Annotated in this window: 16 protein-coding genes; 12 read left to right on the top strand and 4 right to left on the bottom strand. The window is 60.3% G+C overall.

What is annotated here, in order from left to right:
- Positions 1-89: 89 nt before the first annotated feature.
- The 4 genes from MHZ89_RS05890 to mutH form a co-directional block, all read right to left on the bottom strand.
- Positions 90-1,130 carry an NADP(H)-dependent aldo-keto reductase gene (locus MHZ89_RS05890; protein ID WP_311782200.1) on the bottom strand — a complete coding sequence of 347 codons (1,041 nt, stop codon included), beginning with the start codon at positions 1,128-1,130 and terminating at the stop codon, positions 90-92.
- Between the two features lie 140 nt (positions 1,131-1,270).
- Positions 1,271-1,489: a YgdI/YgdR family lipoprotein gene (locus MHZ89_RS05885; protein ID WP_311782199.1), complete on the bottom strand. Its 219-nt coding sequence runs from the start codon at positions 1,487-1,489 to the stop codon at positions 1,271-1,273.
- Between the two features lie 172 nt (positions 1,490-1,661).
- Complete coding sequence (locus MHZ89_RS05880; protein WP_311782198.1) at positions 1,662-2,372, bottom strand: TerC family protein; 711 nt, start codon at positions 2,370-2,372, stop codon at positions 1,662-1,664.
- A 60-nt stretch (positions 2,373-2,432) separates the two neighbouring features.
- Complete coding sequence (gene mutH, locus MHZ89_RS05875) at positions 2,433-3,110, bottom strand: DNA mismatch repair endonuclease MutH (RefSeq protein ID WP_311782197.1); 678 nt, start codon at positions 3,108-3,110, stop codon at positions 2,433-2,435.
- A 686-nt stretch (positions 3,111-3,796) separates the two neighbouring features.
- On the opposite strand from mutH, the gene rppH reads away from it, so the two are divergent.
- The 12 genes from rppH (at position 3,797) to recD (ending at position 22,094) form a co-directional block, all read left to right on the top strand.
- Positions 3,797-4,327 (top strand): RNA pyrophosphohydrolase, encoded by a 531-nt coding sequence (gene rppH / locus MHZ89_RS05870; RefSeq protein WP_033752842.1) that lies wholly within the window; start codon positions 3,797-3,799, stop codon positions 4,325-4,327.
- An 11-nt stretch (positions 4,328-4,338) separates the two neighbouring features.
- Positions 4,339-6,585, top strand: coding sequence for a phosphoenolpyruvate--protein phosphotransferase (ptsP, locus tag MHZ89_RS05865; protein WP_311782196.1), 2,247 nt, complete (start codon positions 4,339-4,341; stop codon positions 6,583-6,585).
- Between the two features lie 119 nt (positions 6,586-6,704).
- Positions 6,705-7,586 carry a prolipoprotein diacylglyceryl transferase gene (lgt, locus tag MHZ89_RS05860; protein ID WP_311782266.1) on the top strand — a complete coding sequence of 294 codons (882 nt, stop codon included), beginning with the start codon at positions 6,705-6,707 and terminating at the stop codon, positions 7,584-7,586.
- Complete coding sequence (thyA, locus tag MHZ89_RS05855) at positions 7,583-8,377, top strand: thymidylate synthase (protein ID WP_311782195.1); 795 nt, start codon at positions 7,583-7,585, stop codon at positions 8,375-8,377. Before lgt ends, thyA begins: the two co-directional genes overlap by 4 nt.
- 186 nt (positions 8,378-8,563) lie before the next feature.
- Positions 8,564-9,034, top strand: a complete 471-nt coding sequence (locus MHZ89_RS05850; RefSeq protein WP_311782194.1) for a prepilin peptidase-dependent protein — start codon at positions 8,564-8,566, stop codon at positions 9,032-9,034.
- Positions 9,025-9,558 (top strand): prepilin peptidase-dependent protein, encoded by a 534-nt coding sequence (locus MHZ89_RS05845; protein ID WP_311782193.1) that lies wholly within the window; start codon positions 9,025-9,027, stop codon positions 9,556-9,558. The genes MHZ89_RS05850 and MHZ89_RS05845 overlap by 10 nt, the downstream gene beginning before the upstream one ends.
- Positions 9,555-9,953: a DUF2509 family protein gene (locus tag MHZ89_RS05840; protein WP_311782192.1), complete on the top strand. Its 399-nt coding sequence runs from the start codon at positions 9,555-9,557 to the stop codon at positions 9,951-9,953. The genes MHZ89_RS05845 and MHZ89_RS05840 overlap by 4 nt, the downstream gene beginning before the upstream one ends.
- Positions 9,913-10,236 carry a prepilin-type N-terminal cleavage/methylation domain-containing protein gene (locus MHZ89_RS05835; RefSeq protein ID WP_311782191.1) on the top strand — a complete coding sequence of 108 codons (324 nt, stop codon included), beginning with the start codon at positions 9,913-9,915 and terminating at the stop codon, positions 10,234-10,236. The genes MHZ89_RS05840 and MHZ89_RS05835 overlap by 41 nt, the downstream gene beginning before the upstream one ends.
- A gap of 102 nt (positions 10,237-10,338) precedes the next feature.
- Positions 10,339-13,716, top strand: a complete 3,378-nt coding sequence (recC, locus tag MHZ89_RS05830) for an exodeoxyribonuclease V subunit gamma (protein WP_311782190.1) — start codon at positions 10,339-10,341, stop codon at positions 13,714-13,716.
- A 118-nt stretch (positions 13,717-13,834) separates the two neighbouring features.
- A complete protein-coding gene (ptrA, locus tag MHZ89_RS05825; protein WP_311782189.1) occupies positions 13,835-16,726 on the top strand; it encodes a pitrilysin in 2,892 nt (963 codons plus the stop codon).
- Positions 16,723-20,259 (top strand): exodeoxyribonuclease V subunit beta, encoded by a 3,537-nt coding sequence (gene recB / locus MHZ89_RS05820; RefSeq protein WP_311782188.1) that lies wholly within the window; start codon positions 16,723-16,725, stop codon positions 20,257-20,259. Before ptrA ends, recB begins: the two co-directional genes overlap by 4 nt.
- Entirely contained in the window at positions 20,256-22,094 is a 1,839-nt protein-coding gene (gene recD, locus MHZ89_RS05815) for an exodeoxyribonuclease V subunit alpha (RefSeq protein ID WP_311782187.1), read from the top strand. Before recB ends, recD begins: the two co-directional genes overlap by 4 nt.
- Positions 22,095-22,111: the final 17 nt, after the last annotated feature.

Here is a 22,111-nt window from a genome sequence, read left to right as displayed (position 1 = left end):
TCATCTCTGAGCGATCGACCCGCCCCGTTGCTGGCGCGGGCCGTTTTGCTCATCGGGCGAGGCGACTTGCTTGCGAAGCAAGCTAGCCGTTAAGGTGCCGGATAGGTATAGCGGCGGTGAATCGCCTCCAGTCCCTCAAGCACCTCTTCGTTCAGCGTCAGGTTAAAGCTGTCGATATTGATCTTCAGCTGCTCGATGGTGGTTGCGCCCAGCAGGGTGCTGGCGACAAACGGCTGCTGACGAACGTAGGCCAGCGCCATCTGCGACGGATCCAGCCGATGCTTCTGCGCCAGCGCCACATATTCCGCGACCGCCTGCTGCGATTGCTCGCCGCTGTAGCGCGTAAAGCGGCTGAACAGCGTATTGCGCGCGCCGGCTGGTTTAGCGCCGTTAAGATACTTGCCGCTCAGCGTGCCGAAAGCGAGGCTGGAGTAAGCCAGCAGTTCAACGCCTTCATGCTGGCTGATTTCCGCCAGGCCCACTTCAAAGCTGCGGTTCAGCAGGCTGTAGGGGTTCTGAATGGTCACGATGCGCGGCAGCTCGTGCTTCTCTGCCAGCTGCAGGTAGCGCATCACGCCCCAGGCCGTTTCGTTCGACACGCCGATATAGCGAATTTTCCCGGCGCGCACCTGCTCGGCCAGCGCTTCCAGCGTCTCCAGCAGCGTGACGGGAATGGTGTTCTCGCTGTACTGATAGCCCAGTTTGCCGAAGAAGTTGGTCTGGCGCTGTGGCCAGTGCAGCTGATAAAGGTCGAGATAATCGGTGTTCAGGCGCTTCAGGCTGGCGTCCAGCGCTTCGCGGATATTTTTACGATCCAGCGCCTGATGCGGTCGAATCGAGGCGTCAGCGCCGCGCACTGGACCAGCCACTTTGCTGGCGAGGATAACTTTATCGCGGCTGCCGCGCTTCTTCAGCCAGCTGCCGATGTACTGTTCGGTTAAACCCTGGGTTTCCGGGCGCGGCGGCACCGGATACATTTCAGCGGTATCAATAAAGTTAATGCCGCTGGCGATGGCGAAATCGAGCTGCTCGTGGGCGTCGGCTTCGCTGTTCTGTTCACCAAACGTCATGGTTCCCAACCCCAGCTGGCTTATCTCCAGCGTGCTATGGGGGATGCGGTGATAGTGCATAGCCGTCTTCCTTATTTTTATGGAATGTAATGATGTGTCCGTTGGGACTATAACGCGTGAATCAACAGGGAAGGAAGTGGGGAAAATCGGGGAAATCACCTGTCCGGGCAAATTGCGGGACAGGTGAGCTGAAATGGCACTTAACGCTCAATGATGGTCGACACTTCGTCGCCATTGATCTGCACTTCATGACCGGACTGATCGATATATTTCACCAGTCCCGTCTCTTTATCTATGGTCGGCTTGCCCTTCGTCATGATCATCTGTCCATTTTTTGTGGCCATCACATAATCTGAACTGCATCCGCTCAGTGTAACGGCGGCAAAAATCAATACTGCTACGCCTGCCAACTCTTTCATCACGCTTATTCCTCTCACTCCCGTCAGCCAGTGGGCTGCGTCGTCCCGGTGACAGGACCGCGCAGCATCAACAGCAAAAAGTGTAGTAATAAATCGTTTTGGCGCTTTGCGTTATCGCATGAGTCTGAAAATAACAGGGCGACCTGTGGCCGCCCTTGACTTTTTTTACCCCTTACGCCGCGTTTTTCTTGCTGCGCATCAGGTTCAGGCACTCGACGGCTATGGAGAAGAACATAGCGAAATAGATGTAACCTTTTGGTACATGCACCGCGAAACTCTCCAGGATCAGGGTAAAACCCACCAGAATCAAAAAGGAGAGGGCCAGCATTTTTATTGACGGATGACGGTCAACAAACTCGCCGATGGCGCGCGCGGCGAACATCATCAGCAGAACGGCGATCACGACGGCCGCCATCATAATGAAGAGATGGTCAGAGAGGCCGACGGCGGTGATCACCGAGTCCAGGCTGAAGATAATATCCAGCAGCATGATCTGCACTATGGCGCCAAGAAAAGAGTGAACGTTGGTTTTATGCTCCTCTTCGCCGCCCTCAATGGTTTCATGGATCTCCATACTCGATTTCCACAGCAGAAATAGACCGCCGCCAAGCAGGATCAGATCGCGCCAGGAGAAGGGGTGATCGAACAGGGTAAAGAGCGGATGGGTCAGACGCGCGACCCAGGCGATAGAGGCCAGCAGGGCGAGACGCATTAGCATCGCGCCCATCAGGCCGAGACGGCGAGCGCTGGCCTGCTGTTGTTTAGGAAGCTTTGCGACGACCAGCGACAGGAAAATAATATTATCAATACCCAGAACCACTTCGAGGATGGTCAGCGTGCCCAGCGCCAGCCAGGCGTTGGGATCGGTTATCCACTCAAACATGCGCACACTCAATCTTAAACGAAAAGTAAACGGCGATTATACGCATCCGTTTTCATGAACTCACAGTAAAAAATGACGCGCCAGCAGCGGCGCGGTGAAGCTCTTTTTCAGATAAAAACCGCGCGGCAGGGTCATAATCGGCTCGCCGTGTTCACCAATGCCTTCAGTGAGCGCCCGGCTGTTGGCGGCTTTCGGACGGATTTGCAGCCAGGCGCCGTGGCGAGCGGTAATGCGCTCAACCTGACCCAGTACGATCATATCCATCAGCTCCTCCCAGTCCTGGCGCAGCATTCGATCTTCCTCCTCGCTCGGGCTCCACAGCAGCGGCGCGCCGACGCGGCGCTGAGCGAGCGGAATAGCGCGATCGCCCTCCACCGGGATCCAGAGCACGCGCGCCAGCTTGTGGCGCACGTGGCTGGTCTCCCAGGTCACGCCGCTGTTGCCGGTCAGCGGCGCCACGCAGACAAAGGTGGTTTCCAGCGGCTTGCCCTGCGCGTCAATGGGGATGGTTTTAAGCTCAATACCGAGATGGGCGAAATCCTGCTCCGCCTTGCTGCCTGCGCTGGCGCCGAGATAGCGCTCCAGCAGCATGCCGACCCAGCCTTTATCCCGTTTCAGATCGGCCGGCATCGTCAGCCCAGCCTGCTGCGCGAGGGTTTCCAGCGTCTGTCCCGCCAGCGCATGCGCGCGCGTTAACAGAACGGCTTCATTTTCGGGCGGGGCAGGGAGCTGGAACATGGCGAAAACCTGTCTGGTTAAAAAATGAACGATTTTTTCTCTGGGCGCTTTTCCCACAGCGGCGACAGAAGAAAGGACGTCGATAATAGCATGATTCGTCATGCTTTTTTAGCCGAACCCTTTTTTAACTCACTGCGGCAAGGCAAGGTTATCCCGGACTAACGGCAATAATGAACAGGATCTTAAGCTAAGTTATCCACAGATCGGTGGGATAACCCCGCCGCATCCTCATTACTGGTTCCATTTACAGCCTTGATTTCAACGAAAAAGGCGCTTTTCTGTCCAGTGATGAGCAAGTTTACTCCATTGTCTGTGGATAAAAACGGCGTCGCTTGATCTTTGACCAGCTAAAAGCGATCTGCGCTATTCACTGGAAATCCAGGAAAATTAATTCTGAATAAGAGTTATTTAATTGTCTGTTTTTAAGGGATAAATAAAGAATTATTGTGATTGTCTTCTTTACGTCATGCAAAAGTTTATCCAGCTAATTCCCGCGTTCTGCACAAAGCTATCCACAGAAAACGTGAATAAGATCGGCGCTTTAGCGCCTTAATTGTTTATAACTTTGGTCTGAGCTGTGAGTTATCCAGGCCTGATGCGGCGTTCTTCCCGTCAATCCAGTGGTTTACCGCCTGTAAGGAGTGTGAAACAATCAGGCTATTCAAATTTAGCTTTGAGGTAGTCCAGTGATCGATGATGATGGCTACCGCCCGAATGTTGGTATCGTAATCTGTAACAGGCAAGGACAAGTGTTGTGGGCCAGGCGCTTTGGACAGCACTCCTGGCAGTTTCCTCAGGGAGGCATCAATCCCGGTGAAACCGCCGAACAGGCGATGTATCGTGAACTGTTCGAAGAAGTGGGTTTACACCGTAAAGATGTTCGAATACTTGCATCTACCCGTAACTGGTTGCGCTACAAATTGCCAAAACGTTTGGTGCGTTGGGACACAAAGCCGGTGTGTATCGGCCAGAAACAAAAGTGGTTTCTTCTGCAGTTGATGAGCAGTGACGCGGATATCAATGTGCAACACAGCAGCACGCCGGAGTTCGACGGCTGGCGCTGGGTGAGCTTCTGGTATCCGGTGCGTCAGGTTGTCTCCTTTAAACGCGATGTTTATCGCCGCGTCATGAAGGAATTCGCTGGCGTGGTGATGTCGATGCAGGAGAGTGCGGGGCAGCAGCGCAGCGCGCCAGCCCATCGACGAAAAAGAGGATAGGCCACGCCCTTATGCTCACTCAGTTGCGCGAAATAGTAGAAAAGGTGGCGGGCGCGCCACGTCTTACCGACGCGCTCGACATTCTGGTCAATGAGATCTGCCTGGCGATGGACACGGAAGTGTGCTCCGTTTATCTCGCAGATCACGATCATCATTGCTACTACCTGATGGCCACGCGAGGCCTGAAAAAACCGCGCGGGCGCACCGTTACGCTGGCGTTCGACGAAGGTATCGTCGGCCTCGTGGGACGTCTCGCCGAACCCATCAACCTTGCGGATGCGCAAAGTCACCCCAGCTTCAAATATATTCCCGCGGTGAAAGAAGAGCGCTATCGCTCTTTCCTCGGCGTGCCGATTATCAGCCGCCGTCAGCTGCTGGGCGTGCTGGTGGTGCAGCAGCGCGAGCACCGTCAGTTCGACGAAAGCGAAGAATCCTTCCTGGTTACGCTGGCGACGCAGATGGCGACCCTGCTGTCGCAGTCGCAGCTTAGCCAGCTGTTCGGCCAGTTCCGCCAGACGCGCGTACGCGCTATCGCTGCCGCGCCCGGCGTTGCCGTCGCGCCAGGCTGGGTCGATGAAACTCAGCCGCTGCTGGATCAGGTCTCCGCCGCCTCGACGCTCGATGTTCAGCGCGAACGCGAACGGCTGGTGGTAGCGATGAGCGAAGCCGCCAGCGAGTTTCGCCGCTTCAGCAAACGTTTCGCCGCCGGCGTGCAGAAAGAGAGCGCGGCGATCTTCGATCTCTACTCCCACCTGTTAACCGACGCCCGCCTGAAAAAGGATCTGTTTGACGAGATCGAACAGGGATCGGTCGCGGAATGGGCGGTAAAAAAGGTGATCGAAAAGTTCGCCGCCCAGTTCGCCAGCCTGAGCGATAGCTACCTGCGCGAGCGCGCAGGCGATCTGCGCGTGCTGGGGCAGCGCCTGCTGTTTCATCTCGATGATTCTCTGGTTGGCACCAACGCCTGGCCGGAGCGCTTTGTGCTGGTCGCCGACGAACTCACCGCCACGACCCTGGCGGAGTTGCCGCACGAGCGGCTGGCGGGCATCGTGGTGCGCGACGGTGCCTCCAACTCGCACGCGGCTATCCTGACGCGCGCCATGGGTATTCCCACGGTGATGGGCGCGGATATCCTGCCTGCGCAGCTGAATAAACGCCTGCTGATTGTCGATGGCTATCGCGGCGAGCTGCTGATCGATCCAGAGCCGGTGCTGGTGCAGGAGTATCAGCGCCTGATCAGCGAAGAGAATGCGCTGAGCAAAATGGCGGAAGGCGTGGTCGATCAGCCGGGCGAACTGAAAAGCGGCGAGCGCATCCAGGTGATGCTTAACGCCGGCCTCAGCCCGGAGCATGAGCAGACGCTCGACAGCTGGGTGGACGGCATCGGCCTCTACCGCACTGAAATTCCCTTTATGCTGCAAAACGGCTTTCCCTCCGAAGAGGAGCAGGTGGCGCAGTATCAGGGCATGCTGCAGCTGTTTCACAACAAGCCGGTCACGCTGCGCACGCTGGACGTCGGCGCTGACAAGCAGCTGCCCTATATGCCGATCAGCGAAGAGAATCCCTGTCTTGGCTGGCGCGGCATCCGTCTGACGCTGGACCAGCCGGAAATCTTTCTGGTGCAGGTGCGCGCCATGCTGCGCGCCAACGCCGCCTCCGGCAATCTCAGCATTTTGCTGCCGATGATCAGCCATATTGACGAGATTGATGACGCGGTGCGGCTGATCCAGCGCGCCGGACGCGAAGTGGAAGAGATGCTGGGCTACGTGATTCCGAAGCCGCGCGTCGGGGTGATGATCGAAGTGCCGTCGATGTTGTTTATGATCCCGCAGCTGCAGACGCGCGTCGATTTTGTCTCAGTCGGCACCAACGATCTGACGCAGTACCTGATGGCGGTCGATCGCAACAACACGCGCGTCGCCAATCTTTACGATCCGCTGCATCCCGCCATGCTGCGCGCGCTGCGGTCGATCGCCACTGAAGCCCGTCTGGCGAATCTTGAACTCTGTCTTTGTGGTGAAATGGCGGGCGATCCGATGTGCGTCGCGCTGCTGGTGGGGCTTGGCTATCACCATCTCAGCATGAACGGCAAGAATGTGCCGCGCGTAAAATATCTGCTGCGCCATCTGGATAAAGAAGAGACGCAGAAGCTAAGCGAGCAGGGCCTCAGCGCGCATACCGCGTCGGAGGTTCGCCACCTGGTCGCCGCCTTTATGGAGCGGCGCGGGCTGGGCGGTCTGATCCGCGGCGGGCGCTGAGCGTTATCCTCGTTTACATTTACGCTGCTCTGTAAAAAACCAGGCTGTGCTATGATGCGCAGCCTTTAACATATCCGCCTGGCGCCCCTTTTTCAGGGCTGAAAATTGAATGGTGAATGATGAATAACGGCTATATCGCATTTCCGCAGTTCGATCCGGTGATCTTCTCTATCGGACCGGTTTCGCTGCACTGGTACGGACTGATGTATCTCGTCGGCTTTATTTTTGCCATGTGGCTGGCGGTTCGCCGCGCTAATCAACCCGGCAGCGGCTGGAAAAAAGAGGAAGTTGAAAACCTGCTCTACGCGGGGTTCCTCGGCGTCTTCCTTGGCGGCCGCATCGGCTACGTGCTCTTCTATAACCTGCCGCTGTTTCTGGAAAATCCGCTCTATCTGTTCAAAGTATGGGATGGCGGCATGTCGTTCCACGGCGGCCTGATCGGCGTGATCGTGGTGATGATGATTTTCGCGCGCCGCACCAGACGCACCTTTTTCCAGGTCTCTGACTTTATCGCGCCGCTGATCCCGTTCGGTCTTGGTGCCGGTCGTCTCGGCAACTTTATTAACGGCGAGCTGTGGGGCCGCGTCGCGCCTGACTTCAAATTCGCCATGCTGTTCCCCGGCTCGCGCAGCGAGGATGTGGCGCTGGCGGCAAGCAATCCGCGCTATCAGGAACTGCTGAACACCTATGGCGTGCTGCCGCGTCATCCGTCGCAGCTGTATGAGCTGATGCTGGAAGGCGTAGTGCTGTTTATTATTCTGAACCTGTTTATTCGCAAACCGCGTCCGATGGGCAGCGTCTCCGGCCTGTTCCTGATCGGCTACGGCGCGTTTCGCATTATCGTTGAATTCTTCCGCCAGCCGGATGCGCAGCTCGGCCTGTTTGAGGGCGGCGTCAGTATGGGGCAGATCCTCTCCATTCCGATGATCCTGGCAGGCGTTATTATGATGGTCTGGGCGTATCGTCGTCGCCCGCAGCAACAGACTCGAGAGGTAAAATGAAACAGTATCTGGACCTGATGCAACATGTGCTGAACCATGGCACGCCGAAATCTGACCGTACCGGCACCGGCACGCTGTCAATTTTCGGTCACCAGATGCGTTTCAATCTGCAGGATGGCTTTCCGCTGGTGACCACCAAAAAAGTGCATGTACGCTCGATTATTCACGAGCTGCTGTGGTTCCTGAAGGGTGAGACCAATATCGGCTACCTGAAAGAGAATAACGTCACTATCTGGGACGAGTGGGCTGATGAAAAGGGCGACCTCGGCCCGGTCTACGGTAAACAGTGGCGCAGCTGGGGCAGCGCGCGCGGTGAAGAGATCGACCAGATCGCGAAGGTTATCGAACAGCTGAAGCGCGACCCCGACTCGCGCCGCATTATCGTTTCGGCGTGGAACGTCGGCGAGCTGGACGAGATGGCGCTGGCGCCGTGTCACGCTTTTTTCCAGTTCTACGTGGCGGACGGCAAGCTCTCCTGTCAGCTCTATCAGCGCTCCTGCGATATTTTCCTCGGCCTGCCGTTTAATATCGCCAGCTACGCGCTGCTGGTTCATATGGTGGCGCAGCAGTGCGATCTGCAGGTGGGCGATTTCGTCTGGACCGGCGGCGACACGCACCTCTACAGCAACCATCTCGAGCAGGCGCGCCTGCAGCTAACGCGCGAGACGCGCCCACTGCCGAAGCTGGTGATTAAGCGCAAGCCCGATTCCATCTTCGATTATCGCTTCGAGGATTTTGAGATCGAAGGCTACGATCCTCACCCGGCCATCAAGGCGCCGGTAGCGGTATAACGCTTCTGCCTGCTGTTATAAAGCCCTGGCGCCGCCTTGCTCGCCGGGGCTTTTTTTATGCTTTTTAGCGCGCCCTCTCACACGCTTTTGCTGCCTGATGCAACCCTGACATCTTTGCTGGAACGCGGCGCGCCATCCGGCACAACGCCGCTCGCGGCTATGCGGGCAAAGCGGCAAAGTTGCGCCATGAAAAAAGAATTCCACCATGGCTTTACGCTGCCGGAGCTGCTGTTCGTGCTGGTTATCGTCGGTATCCTCAGCCTCGGCGCGCTTCAGGGCTGGCAGCGCTGGCAGCAGCGACAGCAGCTACGCGAGACCGCGCAACAGCTGCAGGGATTTTTACAGCGCCTGCGGGCGCAGGCCAACTGGCAGAACCAGGATCGCGCGCTCTGGCTGATGCCGGGCGAACGCTGGTGTCTGGGCAGCGGGCCGAAACCTGACGCTGGCTGTGAGCGTGGCAGGCGGCTGCAGTTTATCGCGCCTTATCCCGGCGTTAGCCTGACCGGCGTGCGCGGCGAGCCGGGCTTTTACGGTCGTCGCAATATGGCGAAAGCGGGCAGCCTGGAGTTTGGCAACGCGAGCGGCAGGCTGCGGCTGATTATCTCCGCCCGCGCCCGCATTCGGCTCTGCCAGCCGGAGGAGCAGGGATGCGACTGAAGATGGCCGGTTTCAGTTTGCTGGAGATGCTGCTGGCGATGGCCATCAGCGGGGTGCTGATGCTGAGCGCAGGTCGGTTTTTACCGCTGCTGATGGGGGAAAGCCTGCGCCTGCAACAGCGCGTTCAGCTGCGCGAAGATCTGCAGCAGGTGATGCAGACGCTGGAAAAAGCGGTGCGCCGCGCAGGCTACTGTAACGGCGACTGCGGCGCGGCGGGGTTTAGCGCCTCCGGCGACTGCCTGCTGCTGCGCTGGGACGACAACAGCAATGGAAAATGGGAAGGCGTGGCACACGGCGAAAGCGATTATTACGGCTTTCGGCTGCGGCAAAAGCAGCTGGAAACCCGACGCGGCGCGGACGGATGCGGCGGAACAGGCTGGGAACGCCTCACCGATCCCGCTTTTCTCGCGGTTGAGCAGTTCAGCGTAGAGCAAGCGGGCGCGCTGATTAAGCTGCGTCTGGCTGGGCGCGCCGGCAGCGAGCAGGAAACGCTGGAGAGCTGGGTCGAGGGAGAAAACCTGTGAATCAAAAAGGCAACAGCGCGCTGGGTATGGTGCTGATGATTTTGCTGATGGGTAGCCTGACGCTGCACGCCAGCCGGGAACGGCTGGAGCAGGGCATGTCGCTGGTCGCCGACGAGCGACAGCACTATCAAGATTTCTGGGCGGCGCAGTCGGCGCTGCAGTGGGGGCTGACGCTGAGCTGGCCGCAGGTGCAGGGCTGCCAGCAGGAGCGGCGGCATGGCTGGGAAAGTTGTTTACAGAAGGTAAGCGATGAACGGGCGTTGCTTAAAGGCCGCGCGGCGGCAGGCGAACTGGCGCTATGGCGCTGGGTGGCAAAGGAGGGCTACCGGCTCAGGCCGTTGCCACACGGCTGGATTGACTACTGTCCGCTGGCGACGGCGAAACTCTGTCTGTAAGCAGCGCGGCTTTAGCCTGCCGGAAGCGCTGTTCGCGCTCCTGCTGCTGGCGACGAGCGTGAGCGCGCTGCTGCACTATCACCTCGCTCTGGCGCAGGGCTTCAGCCAGCAGTGGCAGCAACGCGTCGCCGTACGCGTCGCCGCGCAGCGTCTGATGGGACATGAGATGCCGGGCTGGCGCACGTCGCTTGAGCGCAGCAACGCTCTGAACTGTACGCTGGAACGCGCTGAGGTCAGCGGAGCGCATCAGGGGCACGCCATATTGACGCGTTTACGTTGCTGAGAGGCAAAAGAGCCCGCACGCTATGGGCAACCCCGGCGATCCGCGGTAGAGTGACCAGTCTGCCGCTTTGCCGCGCCAGACAGTGTCACCACAGGAGTTTTCATGTTTCACGTTTATCACTCAAACCAGCTCGATGTTCTGAAGATTCTCGCGGCAGCGGTGATAGAACATGACCCCCTCAGCGATCCTTTTTCCGCCGAAACTGTGCTTGTGCAGAGTCCCGGCATGGCGCAGTGGCTGCAGATGGAACTGGCGCAAACCTTCGGTATCGCCGCCAATATTGAATTTCCGCTGCCCGCCTCTTTTATCTGGGATATGTTCGTGCGCGTGCTGCCAGACATTCCTGCCGAGAGCGCTTTTACCAAAGCCAGCATGAGCTGGAAACTGATGCATCGCTTGCCTGAGCTGCTGACGCAGGAGGCGTTTGTCTCGCTGCGCCACTATTTGCACGACGACAGCGATAAGCGCAAACTCTTCCAGCTCTGCTCTCGCGTCGCCGATCTCTTTGACCAGTATCTGGTCTATCGAGCCGACTGGCTGAACCGCTGGGAGCAGGGTGAGCTGGTCGAAGGGTTAGGCGACGCGCAGCTGTGGCAGTCGGCGCTCTGGCGCGACCTGGTGGCCTACACCGAAGCGCTGGGACAGCCAAAATGGCATCGCGCCAACCTCTACGCGCGCTTTATCCAGACGCTGGAGCGGGCGGAGCGGCCCCCCTCTGGCCTGCCGAAGCGCGTGTTTATCTGCGGCATCTCCGCCTTGCCGCCGGTCTATTTACAGGCGCTTCAGGCGCTGGGCCGCCATATTGATATTCATCTGCTGTTCACCAATCCCTGCCGCGATTACTGGGGTGATATTCAGGATTATGCCTTCCTCGCGAAGCTGCAGAGCCGCCAGCGCCGTCGCCTCGACAGCGATGAGTCGCGCGATCTCTTCAGCGATCCGCTTGAGGCGCCGGCGCGTTTCAACGCCGAAGGCGAACAGCAGCTCAGCAATCCGCTGCTCGCCTCCTGGGGCAAGCTGGGCCGCGACAACCTGTTTCTGCTCAGCCAGATGGACGAGGCGGATGACGTCGATGCCTTTGTCGAGGTGGAAGAGGACAATCTGCTGCACGCGATGCAGCACGATCTGCTGAATCTGCAGGACAACGCGGTGCTGGGGCTGAATGCGGAGGAGCTGGCCTGGAGCGGCAACAAGCGTCCGCTCGATCCCGACGATCGCTCGATTAGCGTGCAGATCTGCCACAGCGCGCAGCGCGAAGTGGAGGTGCTGCAGGATCACCTGCTGGCGATGATGGAAGCAGATCCCTCACTCAAGCCGCGCGATATCATTGTGATGGTCGCCGATATCGACAGCTACGCGCCCTTTATCCAGGCGGTCTTCGCCAATGCGCCCGCCGATCGCTATCTGCCGTTCTCTATCTCCGATCGTCGCGCCAGCCAGGCGCATCCGGCTATCTTCGCCTTTCTGAGCCTGCTGGCGCTGCCGGACAGCCGCTTTGCGGCGGAAGATGTGCTGGCGCTGCTGGAGGTTCCGGCGCTGGCGAACCGGTTCTCCGTAGATGAGAGCGGCCTGCGCCTGCTGCGCCGCTGGGTAGATGAATCCGGCGTACGCTGGGGGCTGGACGACGACAGCGCCGAAGCGCTGGCGCTGCCGGTCACCGGCCAGCATACCTGGCGCTTCGGCCTGGAGCGTATGCTGCTGGGCTATGCGATGGAGAGCCATCACGGCGACTGGCAGGGCATTTTGCCCTATGACGAATCGAGCGGATTAGTCGGCGAGCTGGCCGGTCATCTGGCGGAGCTGCTGATGCGTCTGAACCACTGGCGCGCGCGTCTCAGCGAATCCCGACCGCTGGAGGGGTGGCTGCCGCTCTGTCGGGAGATGATTAATGACTTCTTTCACGGCGACGCCGAAGCGGACGCGGCGCTGCTGCTGGTAGAGGAGCAGTGGAAGCAGCTGATCGAATATGGGCAGGCCGCGCGCTATCAGGCCGCTATCCCGGTGACGCTGCTGCGCGACGATCTGCGCGCGCGTCTCGATCAGCAGCGCATCAGCCAGCGCTTCCTCGCCGGACAGATTAACTTCTGCACGCTGATGCCGATGCGCTCGATCCCCTTCCGCGTGGTCTGTCTGCTTGGCATGAACGACGGCGTTTATCCCCGCACGCTGCCGGCGCCGGGCTTTGACCTGATGCAGCAACAGACGCGCAAAGGCGATCGCAGCCGACGCGACGACGATCGTTATCTGTTTCTTGAAGCGCTGCTTTCGGCACAGGATCGGCTCTATATCAGCTATATCGGTCGCGCAATTCAGGATAATACGGAACGCTATCCTTCTGTGCTGGTCACAGAGCTGCTGGATTACATTGGCCAGAGCTTCTGTCTGCCCGGCGATGAGGCAAAAGAGCTGGATGAGAGCGCGCAGCGCGTACAGCAGCATATTCAGCATCTGCACAGCCGTATGCCGTTCGCCGCGGAAAATTTTCAGCCGCAGTCACGATGCCACAGCTTTGCGCGCGAATGGCTGCCCGCCGCGCAGGGAAAAGGCGAGGCGCAGCCCGACTTTGTCCAGCCGTTGCCGCTGTCGGAGATGGAGTCCGTCTCCTGCGAACAGTTCCTGCGCTTCTGGCGTCATCCGGTGCGCGCCTGGTTTCATCAGCGGCTCGGCGTCACCTTCTGGCTGGAGGAGACGGAGCTGTCAGACAATGAGCCTTTCGCGCTCGACAGTCTGGAGCGGTACCAGATCAACGCCGAGCTGCTGAACGCGCTGGTGGAGGGCGAAGATACGCAGCGACTGTACGCCCTGCATCGCGCGGCGGGCAATCTGCCTTACGGCGCGTTCGGCGAACTCTTCTGGCAGGCGCAGCAGGAGGAGATGCAGGAAGTAGCGGCGGCGGTCATTGAGCAGCGCAGCGAGGGCGAGAGCTGGGAGGTGAATCTGCCGCTTGACGGCGTTACGCTGACCGGCTGGCTGACGCAGGTACAGCACGACGGTCTGCTGCGCTGGCGTCCCGGCGTGCTTAATATGAACGACGGCCTGCTGCTCTGGCTGGAGCACCTGATTTATTGCGCGCTGGGCGGCAGCGGCGAAAGCCGCATGATGGGCAGAGAAAACAGCCGCTGGCGCTTTGCGGCGGTGCCGCAGCCAGAGGCCGAGGCGATGCTGACGCGCTATATGCAGGGTTATAAGCAAGGCATGTCGCAACCGCTGCTGCTGCTGAACAAGAGCGGCGGCGCCTGGCTGACGGCAAGCTACGACAAAAAAACGCAGCAGTTGCTGCTGGATGAAGCCACCCAGGTCAAGGCGCGCAATCGGCTGCTGCAGGCCTGGACAGGCGGTTATCAGCAGGAAGGTGAGGGCGGCGATCCCTACCTGCAACGACTGTGCCGCGTCCTGAACGAGGCGCAGATAGCGCAGATCACCGAGGCCGCGCAACGCTGGTATCTGCCGGTATTGCAGGCCCACCTGGATGATGAATAGCAAGCGGCGCGACGAGCTCTGACGCGTCGACGCCCGATAAAAAGGTCACGTCAGTTTGAACCATTTTCGGCTGCGCCTGCCCGGCAGCGCAGTTTCAAGGGTAACAGAAGGGGTTTACATGCGTAGATACGCTCGCTGGATAGCGGCGCTAATGTTGAGCCTGGCGACCTGCGCCTCGCTGGCACAGGCCGCGACGGGCTGGACGCCGGTTAATGAAGCCATTCGCAAAAGCGAAAAAGATCCGCGCCAGTATCAGGCTATCAGGCTCGACAACGGCCTGACCGTACTGCTGGTCTCCGACGCGCAGGCGCCAAAATCGCTGGCGGCGCTGACGCTGCCGATCGGCTCGCTGGATGATCCGGATCAACAGCTCGGACTGGCGCACTTTCTGGAGCATATGGTGCTGATGGGTTCGCAGCGCTATCCGCAGCCGGATAACCTGGCGGAGTTCCTGAAAAAGCATGGCGGCAGCCACAACGCCAGCACCGCTTCTTACCGCACCGCGTTCTACCTGGAGGTGGAAAACGATGCGCTGGAACCGGCGGTGGACCGCATGGCGGACGCGCTGGCTGCGCCGTTGCTCGATCCGGTTAACGCCGATCGCGAACGTAACGCCGTCAACGCCGAGCTGACGATGGCGCGCTCGCGCGACGGCTTGCGTATGGCGCAGGTCGGCGCGGAGACGCTGAATCCGGCGCATCCCGGCTCGCGCTTTTCTGGCGGCAATCTCGATACGCTGAAAGATAAGCCGGACAGCAAGCTGCTGGATGCGCTGTCGGCGTTCTACCATACCCATTACTCCGCCAACCTGATGAAAGCGGTGCTCTACAGCAACAAACCCTTGCCGGAGATGGCGCAGATCGCCGCCAACACCTTTGGCCGCATCGCGAATCACGATGCGGCGGTTCCGGCTATCGAGGCGCCTGTGGTTACCGAGGCGCAGCAGGGCATCGTGATCCACTATGTCCCGGCACAGCCGCGCAAGCAGCTCAAGATTGAGTTCCGCATTGCGAATAACAGCGATCGCTTCCGCAGCAAAACCGATACGCTGATCGGCTATCTGATCGGCAACCGCAGCAAAAATACCCTGGTCGACTGGCTGCAAAAGCAGGGGCTGGCCGACGGCGTCAATGCCGGCGCCGACCCGATGAGCGAACGCAGCAGCGGCGTCTTCGCTATTACCGCCTCGCTCACCGATAAAGGTCTGGCGCAGCGCGATGAAGTGGTGGCGGCGATCTTCAGCTATATCGCCATGCTGCGCGAGCAGGGCATCGACAAGCGCTACTTTGACGAAGTCTCCCACGTGCTGGCGCTCGATTTTCGTTATCCCTCGCTGACGCGCGATATGGATTACATTGAATGGCTGGCGGACACCATGCTGCGCGTGCCGGTTGAGCATACGCTGGATGCGCCTTATCTGGCCGATGACTACGACGCCGCCGCCATTAAGGCGCGCCTTGATGAGATGACGCCGCAGCATGCGCGCATCTGGTATATCAGCCCGCAGGAGCCGCACAACAAAGTGGCCTACTTTGTTAATGCGCCCTATCAGGTCGATCGTATCAGCGAGCAGACCTTCGCCGACTGGCGACAGCGCGCCAGCCATATCCAGCTCTCAATGCCGACGCTGAACCCCTATATTCCTGACGATTTCACCCTGATCACGCAGGACGGCAAAAGCTATACCCATCCGGTTTCGCTGGCCAATGACTTCGGCATGCCCATCTACTGGATGCCCAGCCAGTTTTACGCCAGCGAGCCGAAAGCCTCGGTGATGCTGGCGCTGCGCAATCAGCACGCCATCAGCGACGCGCGCCAGCAGGTGCTGTTCGGCCTGAACGATTATCTCTCCAGCCTGGCGCTGGATGAGCTTAACTCGCAGGCCTCGGTCGGCGGCATCAGCTTCTCTACCAGTGAAAATGACGGGCTGGTGTTCACCGCCAGCGGCTTTACCCAGCGGTTGCCGACGCTGCTGAAAAAACTGGTCGAAGGCTATGCCACGTTCCAGCCGACGGCGCAGCAGCTGGAGCAGGCGAAATCCTGGTATCTGGATCAGCTGGACGCGGCGGACAAAGGCAAAGCGTTTGAGATGGCTATCCAGCCGATGCAGATGCTGTCGCAGCTGCCCTATACGCAGCGCGAGACGCGCCGCGCGCTGGTCAAAGCGATCGGGCTCGACGAGGTAGTGGCGTATCGCGACAATCTGATCCATCATGCGACGCCTGAACTGCTGGCGGTCGGCAATCTCAGCGCCGACAGCGTGACGCAGCTTGGCCGCGAGCTGAAGCAGCAGATGCAGACCCAGGGTACGCAGCTCTGGCGCAACAACTATGTTTCCTTCGCTAAGCCCGTGAAAGCCAACCTGCAAAAAACCGGCAGCAGCACCGATTCGGCGCTGGCGGCGCTCTATGTGCCGCTCGGCTACGGCGAATATCAGAGCATGGCGAACAGCTCTATGCTGAGTCAGATCGTGCAGCCCTGGTTCTACAATCAGCTGCGCACCGAGGAGCAGTTGGGCTATGCGGTATTCGCTTTCCAGATGCCGGTCGGCCGCCAGTGGGGCATCGGCTTCCTGCTGCAAAGCAACAGCAAGCAGCCCGCTTACCTGCTGCAGCGCTATCAGGCTTTTTATCCGCAGGCGGAAAAACGGCTGCGCGCCATGCCGCAGAGCGACTTCGCCCAGTATCAGCAGGCAATGATTAATCAGCTGAAGCAGCGGCCGCAAACCCTGGATGAAGAGGCGTCGCGCTACAGCCGGGATTTCGATCGCCAGAATTACGCCTTCGATACCCGACAGAAAGTTATAGAAGCGATCCAGCAGCTGACGCCGGGCGAACTGGCGGACTTCTTCCACCGTGCCGTGATGAAAAAAGAGGGCATGGCGATGACGTCGCAGATTGCGGGCAACAGCGCGGAAAAAGTCGCCTTTGCGCGGCTGCCCGGATGGAAAACCTGGAATGAGGTGGCGAAACTGCAGCAGTCGCTACCGGTTAAGAGTGAGACGCAATGAGTTACCCTGAGTCGCTGAATCCTCTGACGCTGCCGCTGCGCGGCGAGCGTCTGATCGAGGCTTCGGCGGGAACCGGCAAAACCTTTACTATCGGCGTGCTCTATTTGCGCCTGCTGTTGGGGTTGGGCGGCGAAAACAGTTACAGCCGCCCGCTGTCGGTCGAAGAAATTCTGGTGGTGACCTTTACCGAGGCCGCCACCGCTGAACTGCGCGGACGCATCCGCGAAAATATTCATGAGCTGCGGCTGGCCTGCGTGCGCGGCGCCAGCAGTAATCCGATGCTGGCGCAGCTGCTGGGCCAGATTGACGATCTCTCACAGGCCGCTTCGCTGCTGCTGGCGGCGGAGCGTCAGATGGACGAGGCGGCGATATTCACTATTCACGGCTTCTGCCAGCGCATGCTTAACCTGAACGCCTTTGAGTCCGGCATGCTGTTCGAGCAAGAGCTGATAGAGGATGAGGCGGCGCTGTTTAAACAGGCGACGGCGGACTTCTGGCGACGCCACTGCTATCCGCTGACGCTGGAGGTGGCGCGCGCCATTATCGCTGAGTGGAACGGACCCGAAAGCCTGCTGACGACGCTGCGGCCCTGGCTGCAGGGCGAGTCGCCGCGCCTGAAGCGTCCACCTGCCGACGATGAAACCCTTGCGACGCGCCACGCCGCCAACCTGGCGCGCATCAGCGCCATGAAGCAGCAGTGGCAGGCGGTAAGCGACGAAGTTGAAGGCATCGTCAGCCAGTCCGGCGTTGATAAGCGCAGCTACAGCAGCAAATATCTGCCGCTCTGGGTGGCGAAGATCACCCAGTGGGCCAACAGCGAAACGGTGGACTATCTCTTTCCTAAAGAGCTGGAGCGTTTCGCCCAGCGCGTGCTGCTGGAAAAAACCAAAAAAGGCGAGCCGCCGCAGCATCCGCTGTTTCAGGCGGTAGAGGCCTTTCTCGCTGAGCCGCTGTCGCTACGTGACCTGGTTATCGCCCGCGCGCTGGTGGAAGTGCGCGACGCGGTGCGCAAAGAGAAGCGCCTGCGCGCGCTGCTCGGCTTCGACGATCTGCTGAGCCGGCTTGACGAGGCGCTGCAGCAGCCGGGCGGCACGCTGCTGGCCGACACTATCCGCACCCGTTTTCCGGTGGCGCTGATCGATGAATTTCAGGATACCGATCCGCAACAGTACCGTATTTTCCGCACGCTCTATCTTAATCAGCCTGAGCTGGCGCTGCTGCTGATCGGCGATCCCAAACAGGCTATTTACGCCTTCCGCGGCGCCGATATTTTTACCTATCTGCGCGCGCGCAGCGAGGTCAGCGCCCACTACACGCTTGATACCAACTGGCGATCGTCGCCGGGAATGGTGCAGAGCGTAAACCGCCTCTTCGCCCGCATGGATTCGCCGTTTCTCTTTTCAGCTATCCCTTTTCTGCCGGTTAATCCTGCCGAGCCGAATCAGCATCTGACGCTGTTGAAAGATGCGCAGCCGCAGGCGGCGCTGCGTTTCTGGCTGCAGCCCGGCGACGGCGTGGGCGTAAGCGACTATCAGCAATTTATGGCGCAGCAGTGCGCCGCCGATATCAGCCGCTGGCTGGTGGCCGGACAGCAGGGGCGCGCGTTGCTGGGCAAGGGCGATAACCTGCGGCCGGTTCAGGCGTCCGATATTACCGTACTGGTGCGCAGCCGCAACGAAGCAGGCCTGGTTCGTGACGCGCTGAACGGCCTGTCGATTCCATCGGTTTACCTCTCCAACCGCGACAGCGTCTATACCACTCCCGAGGCGCGTGAGCTGCTGTGGCTGTTGCAGGCGATACAGGCGCCGGAGCAGGAGCGTCTGCTGCGCAGCGCGCTCGCCACCTCGATTTTCGCTATCGACGCCGCCTCGCTGGATACGCTGAGCCAGAACGAGCGCGAATGGGATGCGCTGGTAGAGCAGTTCGCCGGCTGGCAGCAGCTATGGCACCAGCGCGGCGTGCTGCCAATGCTGCGCGACGTGATGAATCAGCGGCAGCTGGCGGAAAATATGCTGGCCTCGGAGAACGGCGAGCGCAGGCTCACCGATCTGATGCACCTTGGCGAGCTGTTGCAAGAGGCCTCGACGCAGCTCGACAGTCCCCATGCACTGGTGCGCTTTCTCGCCCAGCAGATCGCCCGGCCCAATAGCCAGTCGGCGGATCAGCAGCTGCGCCTGGAGAGCGATCGCCATCTGGTACAGATCGTTACCATCCATAAATCCAAAGGATTACAGTACCCGCTGGTGTGGCTGCCTTTCGCCGCTGGCTTTCGCGAGGCAGCCAGCGCGCTCTATCACGACCGGGAGAGCTTCGCGACGCTGCTCGACGTGCAGGGCGACGAGCAGAGCATGGAGCTGGCGGAGCAGGAGCGACTGGCGGAAGATTTGCGCCTGCTTTACGTCGCCCTGACGCGTTCGGTGTACCACTGCAGCGTCGGCATTGCGCCGCTGTTTAAAGGCGCGCGCAAAAAAGAGGGCGACAGCGATCTGCACAAAAGCGCGCTGGGCTATCTGGTGCAGCAGGGAGAGAGCGGCGACGCCGACCGTCTGCGCACCTGCCTGGCGACGCTGGCGGATGGTGATACCGAGGTAGTGAGCGACGATCTGATCCCCGGCGAAAACTGGCGCGAGCAGGCACCGCCCGACGATGCGCTCAGCAGCCGTCAGGTCACGCGCGACCTACGTGACGCCTGGCGCGTCACCAGCTACTCAGGTTTACAGCAGCACAACAGCTCGCCGCTGCTGGAAGCGATGCCCACTTTCGATATCGACGCGGCTGGCGAAGAGGGCGGCGAAGCGGAGAACGTGCTGACGCCGCATCACTTTCCACGCGGCGCGGCGCCGGGCACCTTTTTGCACGGCCTGTTTGAATCGCTCGATTTTACCCGGCCGCCGGATCGGACGCTGCTGGAGACGCAACTGGAACAGAACGGCTACCCCCCGCACTGGCTGCCGGTGCTGGAGGCGTGGATCGCGCGCGTGCTGCATACGCCGCTTAATCGCGACGGGCTGACGCTGGGCGCGCTGCAAAACCATGACCGGCTGGTGGAGATGGCTTTTTATCTGCCGCTGGAGCGCATGCTTAACGCAGCGGAGCTGGATGCGCTGATGCGCCAGCACGATGCGCTGTCGGCGCGCGCGCCGCGTCTGGAGTTTCATCAGGTGCAAGGCATGCTGAAAGGCTTTATCGATCTGGTATTTCGCTGGAACGGTCAATATTATCTGCTGGATTATAAATCCAACTGGCTAGGCGACAGCGAAGCGGCCTATACCCCAGAGGCGATGGCGCAGGCGATGGTGGATCACCGCTACGACTTGCAATACCAGCTCTATACGCTGGCGCTGCATCGCTATCTGCAGCATCGTCTGCCCGGTTATGATTATCAGCGCCACTTTGGCGGCGTGTTTTATCTGTTTTTGCGCGGCGTCGATGACAGTTCGCCAGAAAACGGCATCTTTACCGCGCGGCCGTCGGCGGCATTCGTCGACGGGCTGGACGCGCTGTTTCGTCGCCCGAAAGAGGAGGAAGTATGACGGAGATAGTGTCATTGCTCGATCAGGCGGTAGAGAAACGTCTGCTGCGGTCGCTCGATCTCCAGTTCGCGCGGCTGCTGGCCGACGCCTCACAGCCTGCATGGCTGCTGGCGGCCGCCTGCGTCAGCGCCGAAGCGGGCGACGGCCATGTCTGCCTGCCGCTGGCGCATCTGACCCCAGAGACGCTGTTTGCCGGACGTCACCCCGAACTGGCGCAGGCTTTATGGCGCGCAGCGGGCGCGCCGCCATGCTGGAAAACGGCGCTATCGGGCTGGCCGGCGCTGAGCGATGGCGGCATCGCCACGCCGCTGGTGCTCAATCATGAGCGGCTCTATCTGCATCGCCTGTGGCAAAGCGAAGGCCAGGTGGCGCGCTTTTTCACCCGACAGGCGGAGATGGCGGAGATGGATATCGCCGCGGCGCAGAACGTGCTGAGCACGCTGTTCGGCGATCGTCCCGATGACTGGCAAAAAATTGCCGCCGCCGTAGCGCTGACGCGCAAAACGGCGGTGATATCCGGCGGCCCCGGGACGGGCAAAACCACCACCGTGGCGAAGCTGCTGGCGGCGATGATCCGCCTGAGCCGCAGCAGCCTGCGTATTCAACTGGCGGCGCCGACCGGTAAAGCGGCGGCGCGCCTTACCGAATCGCTCGGTCAGGCGCTGCAGGCGCTGTCGGTAAGCGACGAGGAACGGGCGCGTTTTCCCAGCGAAGCCACAACGCTGCATCGCCTGCTGGGCGCGCAGCCCGATACGCAGCGGCTGCGCTATCACGCCTCGAACCGGCTTCATCTCGATGTGCTGGTGGTGGACGAAGCCTCTATGGTCGATCTCTCGATGATGGCGAAGCTGATCGCGGCGCTGCCCGACCATGCGCGCGTGATTTTCCTTGGCGATCGCGATCAGCTGGCGTCGGTGGAAGCGGGCGCGGTACTGGGCGATATCTGTCGCTGCGCTGAAACGGGCTACAGCCTGTCGCGCGCGCAGCAGTTGGTGGCGCTGACGCAGTGTGCGCTCGACGGTGCGGATGACGCGCGCGCGCCCGACGTGCGTGACAGTATCTGTTTGCTGCGCAAAAGTTACCGTTTCGACGCGAAATCGGGCATTGGTCAGCTGGCGCGCGCGGTCAATCTCGGCGATGCGCGTGAGGTCGAGGCGGTGATTAACGCCGCCTTTGAGGATATCGATTTTCAGGCGCTGCAGAGTGGCGAAGCCTATCAGGCCATGCTTGATGCCGTAGCGGAGGGCTACCGTCCCTACCTGAAATTAGTGCAGGCGCGCGCGCCGGTTGAGGAGATCCTGCAGGCGTTCAGCCGCTATCAGCTGCTTTGCGCTTTGCGCGACGGGCCCTTTGGCGTTCAGGGATTGAATCAGCGCATCGAGCAGCGTCTGGTTCAGCTGCAGCGTATCCGCCGTCCGGCAGTTGGCAGCCGCTGGTATGCGGGACGGCCAGTGATGGTGACGCGAAACGACAGCGCGCTGGGGCTTTTCAACGGCGATATCGGCATTACCCTGCGCGATGCAGAGAATCAGCTGAAGGTCTTTTTCCCGCTGCCGGATGGTTCGGTGAAGGCGGTACAGCCGAGCCGCCTGCCGCCGCACGATACCGCCTGGGCGATGACGGTGCATAAGTCGCAGGGGTCGGAGTTCGAACATACCGCGCTGGTGATGCCCGCTCAGTTTTCGCCAGTCTTGACGCGCGAGCTGGTTTATACCGCGATTACCCGCGCGCGCAAGCGGCTGACGCTCTACAGCGAGCCTGCGGTGTTTCAGCGCGCGGTGCAGCTGCAAACTCAGCGCCGCAGCGGGCTGGTGGAAAGGCTTAGTCTGGTTTAAAAGGACGCATCAGGCGC

The sequence above is a fragment of the Pantoea sp. ACRSB genome (genome assembly GCF_022346905.1).
Taxonomy (GTDB): domain Bacteria; phylum Pseudomonadota; class Gammaproteobacteria; order Enterobacterales; family Enterobacteriaceae; genus Pantoea; species Pantoea piersonii.
This window is presented reverse-complemented; position numbering and strand designations above follow the sequence as displayed.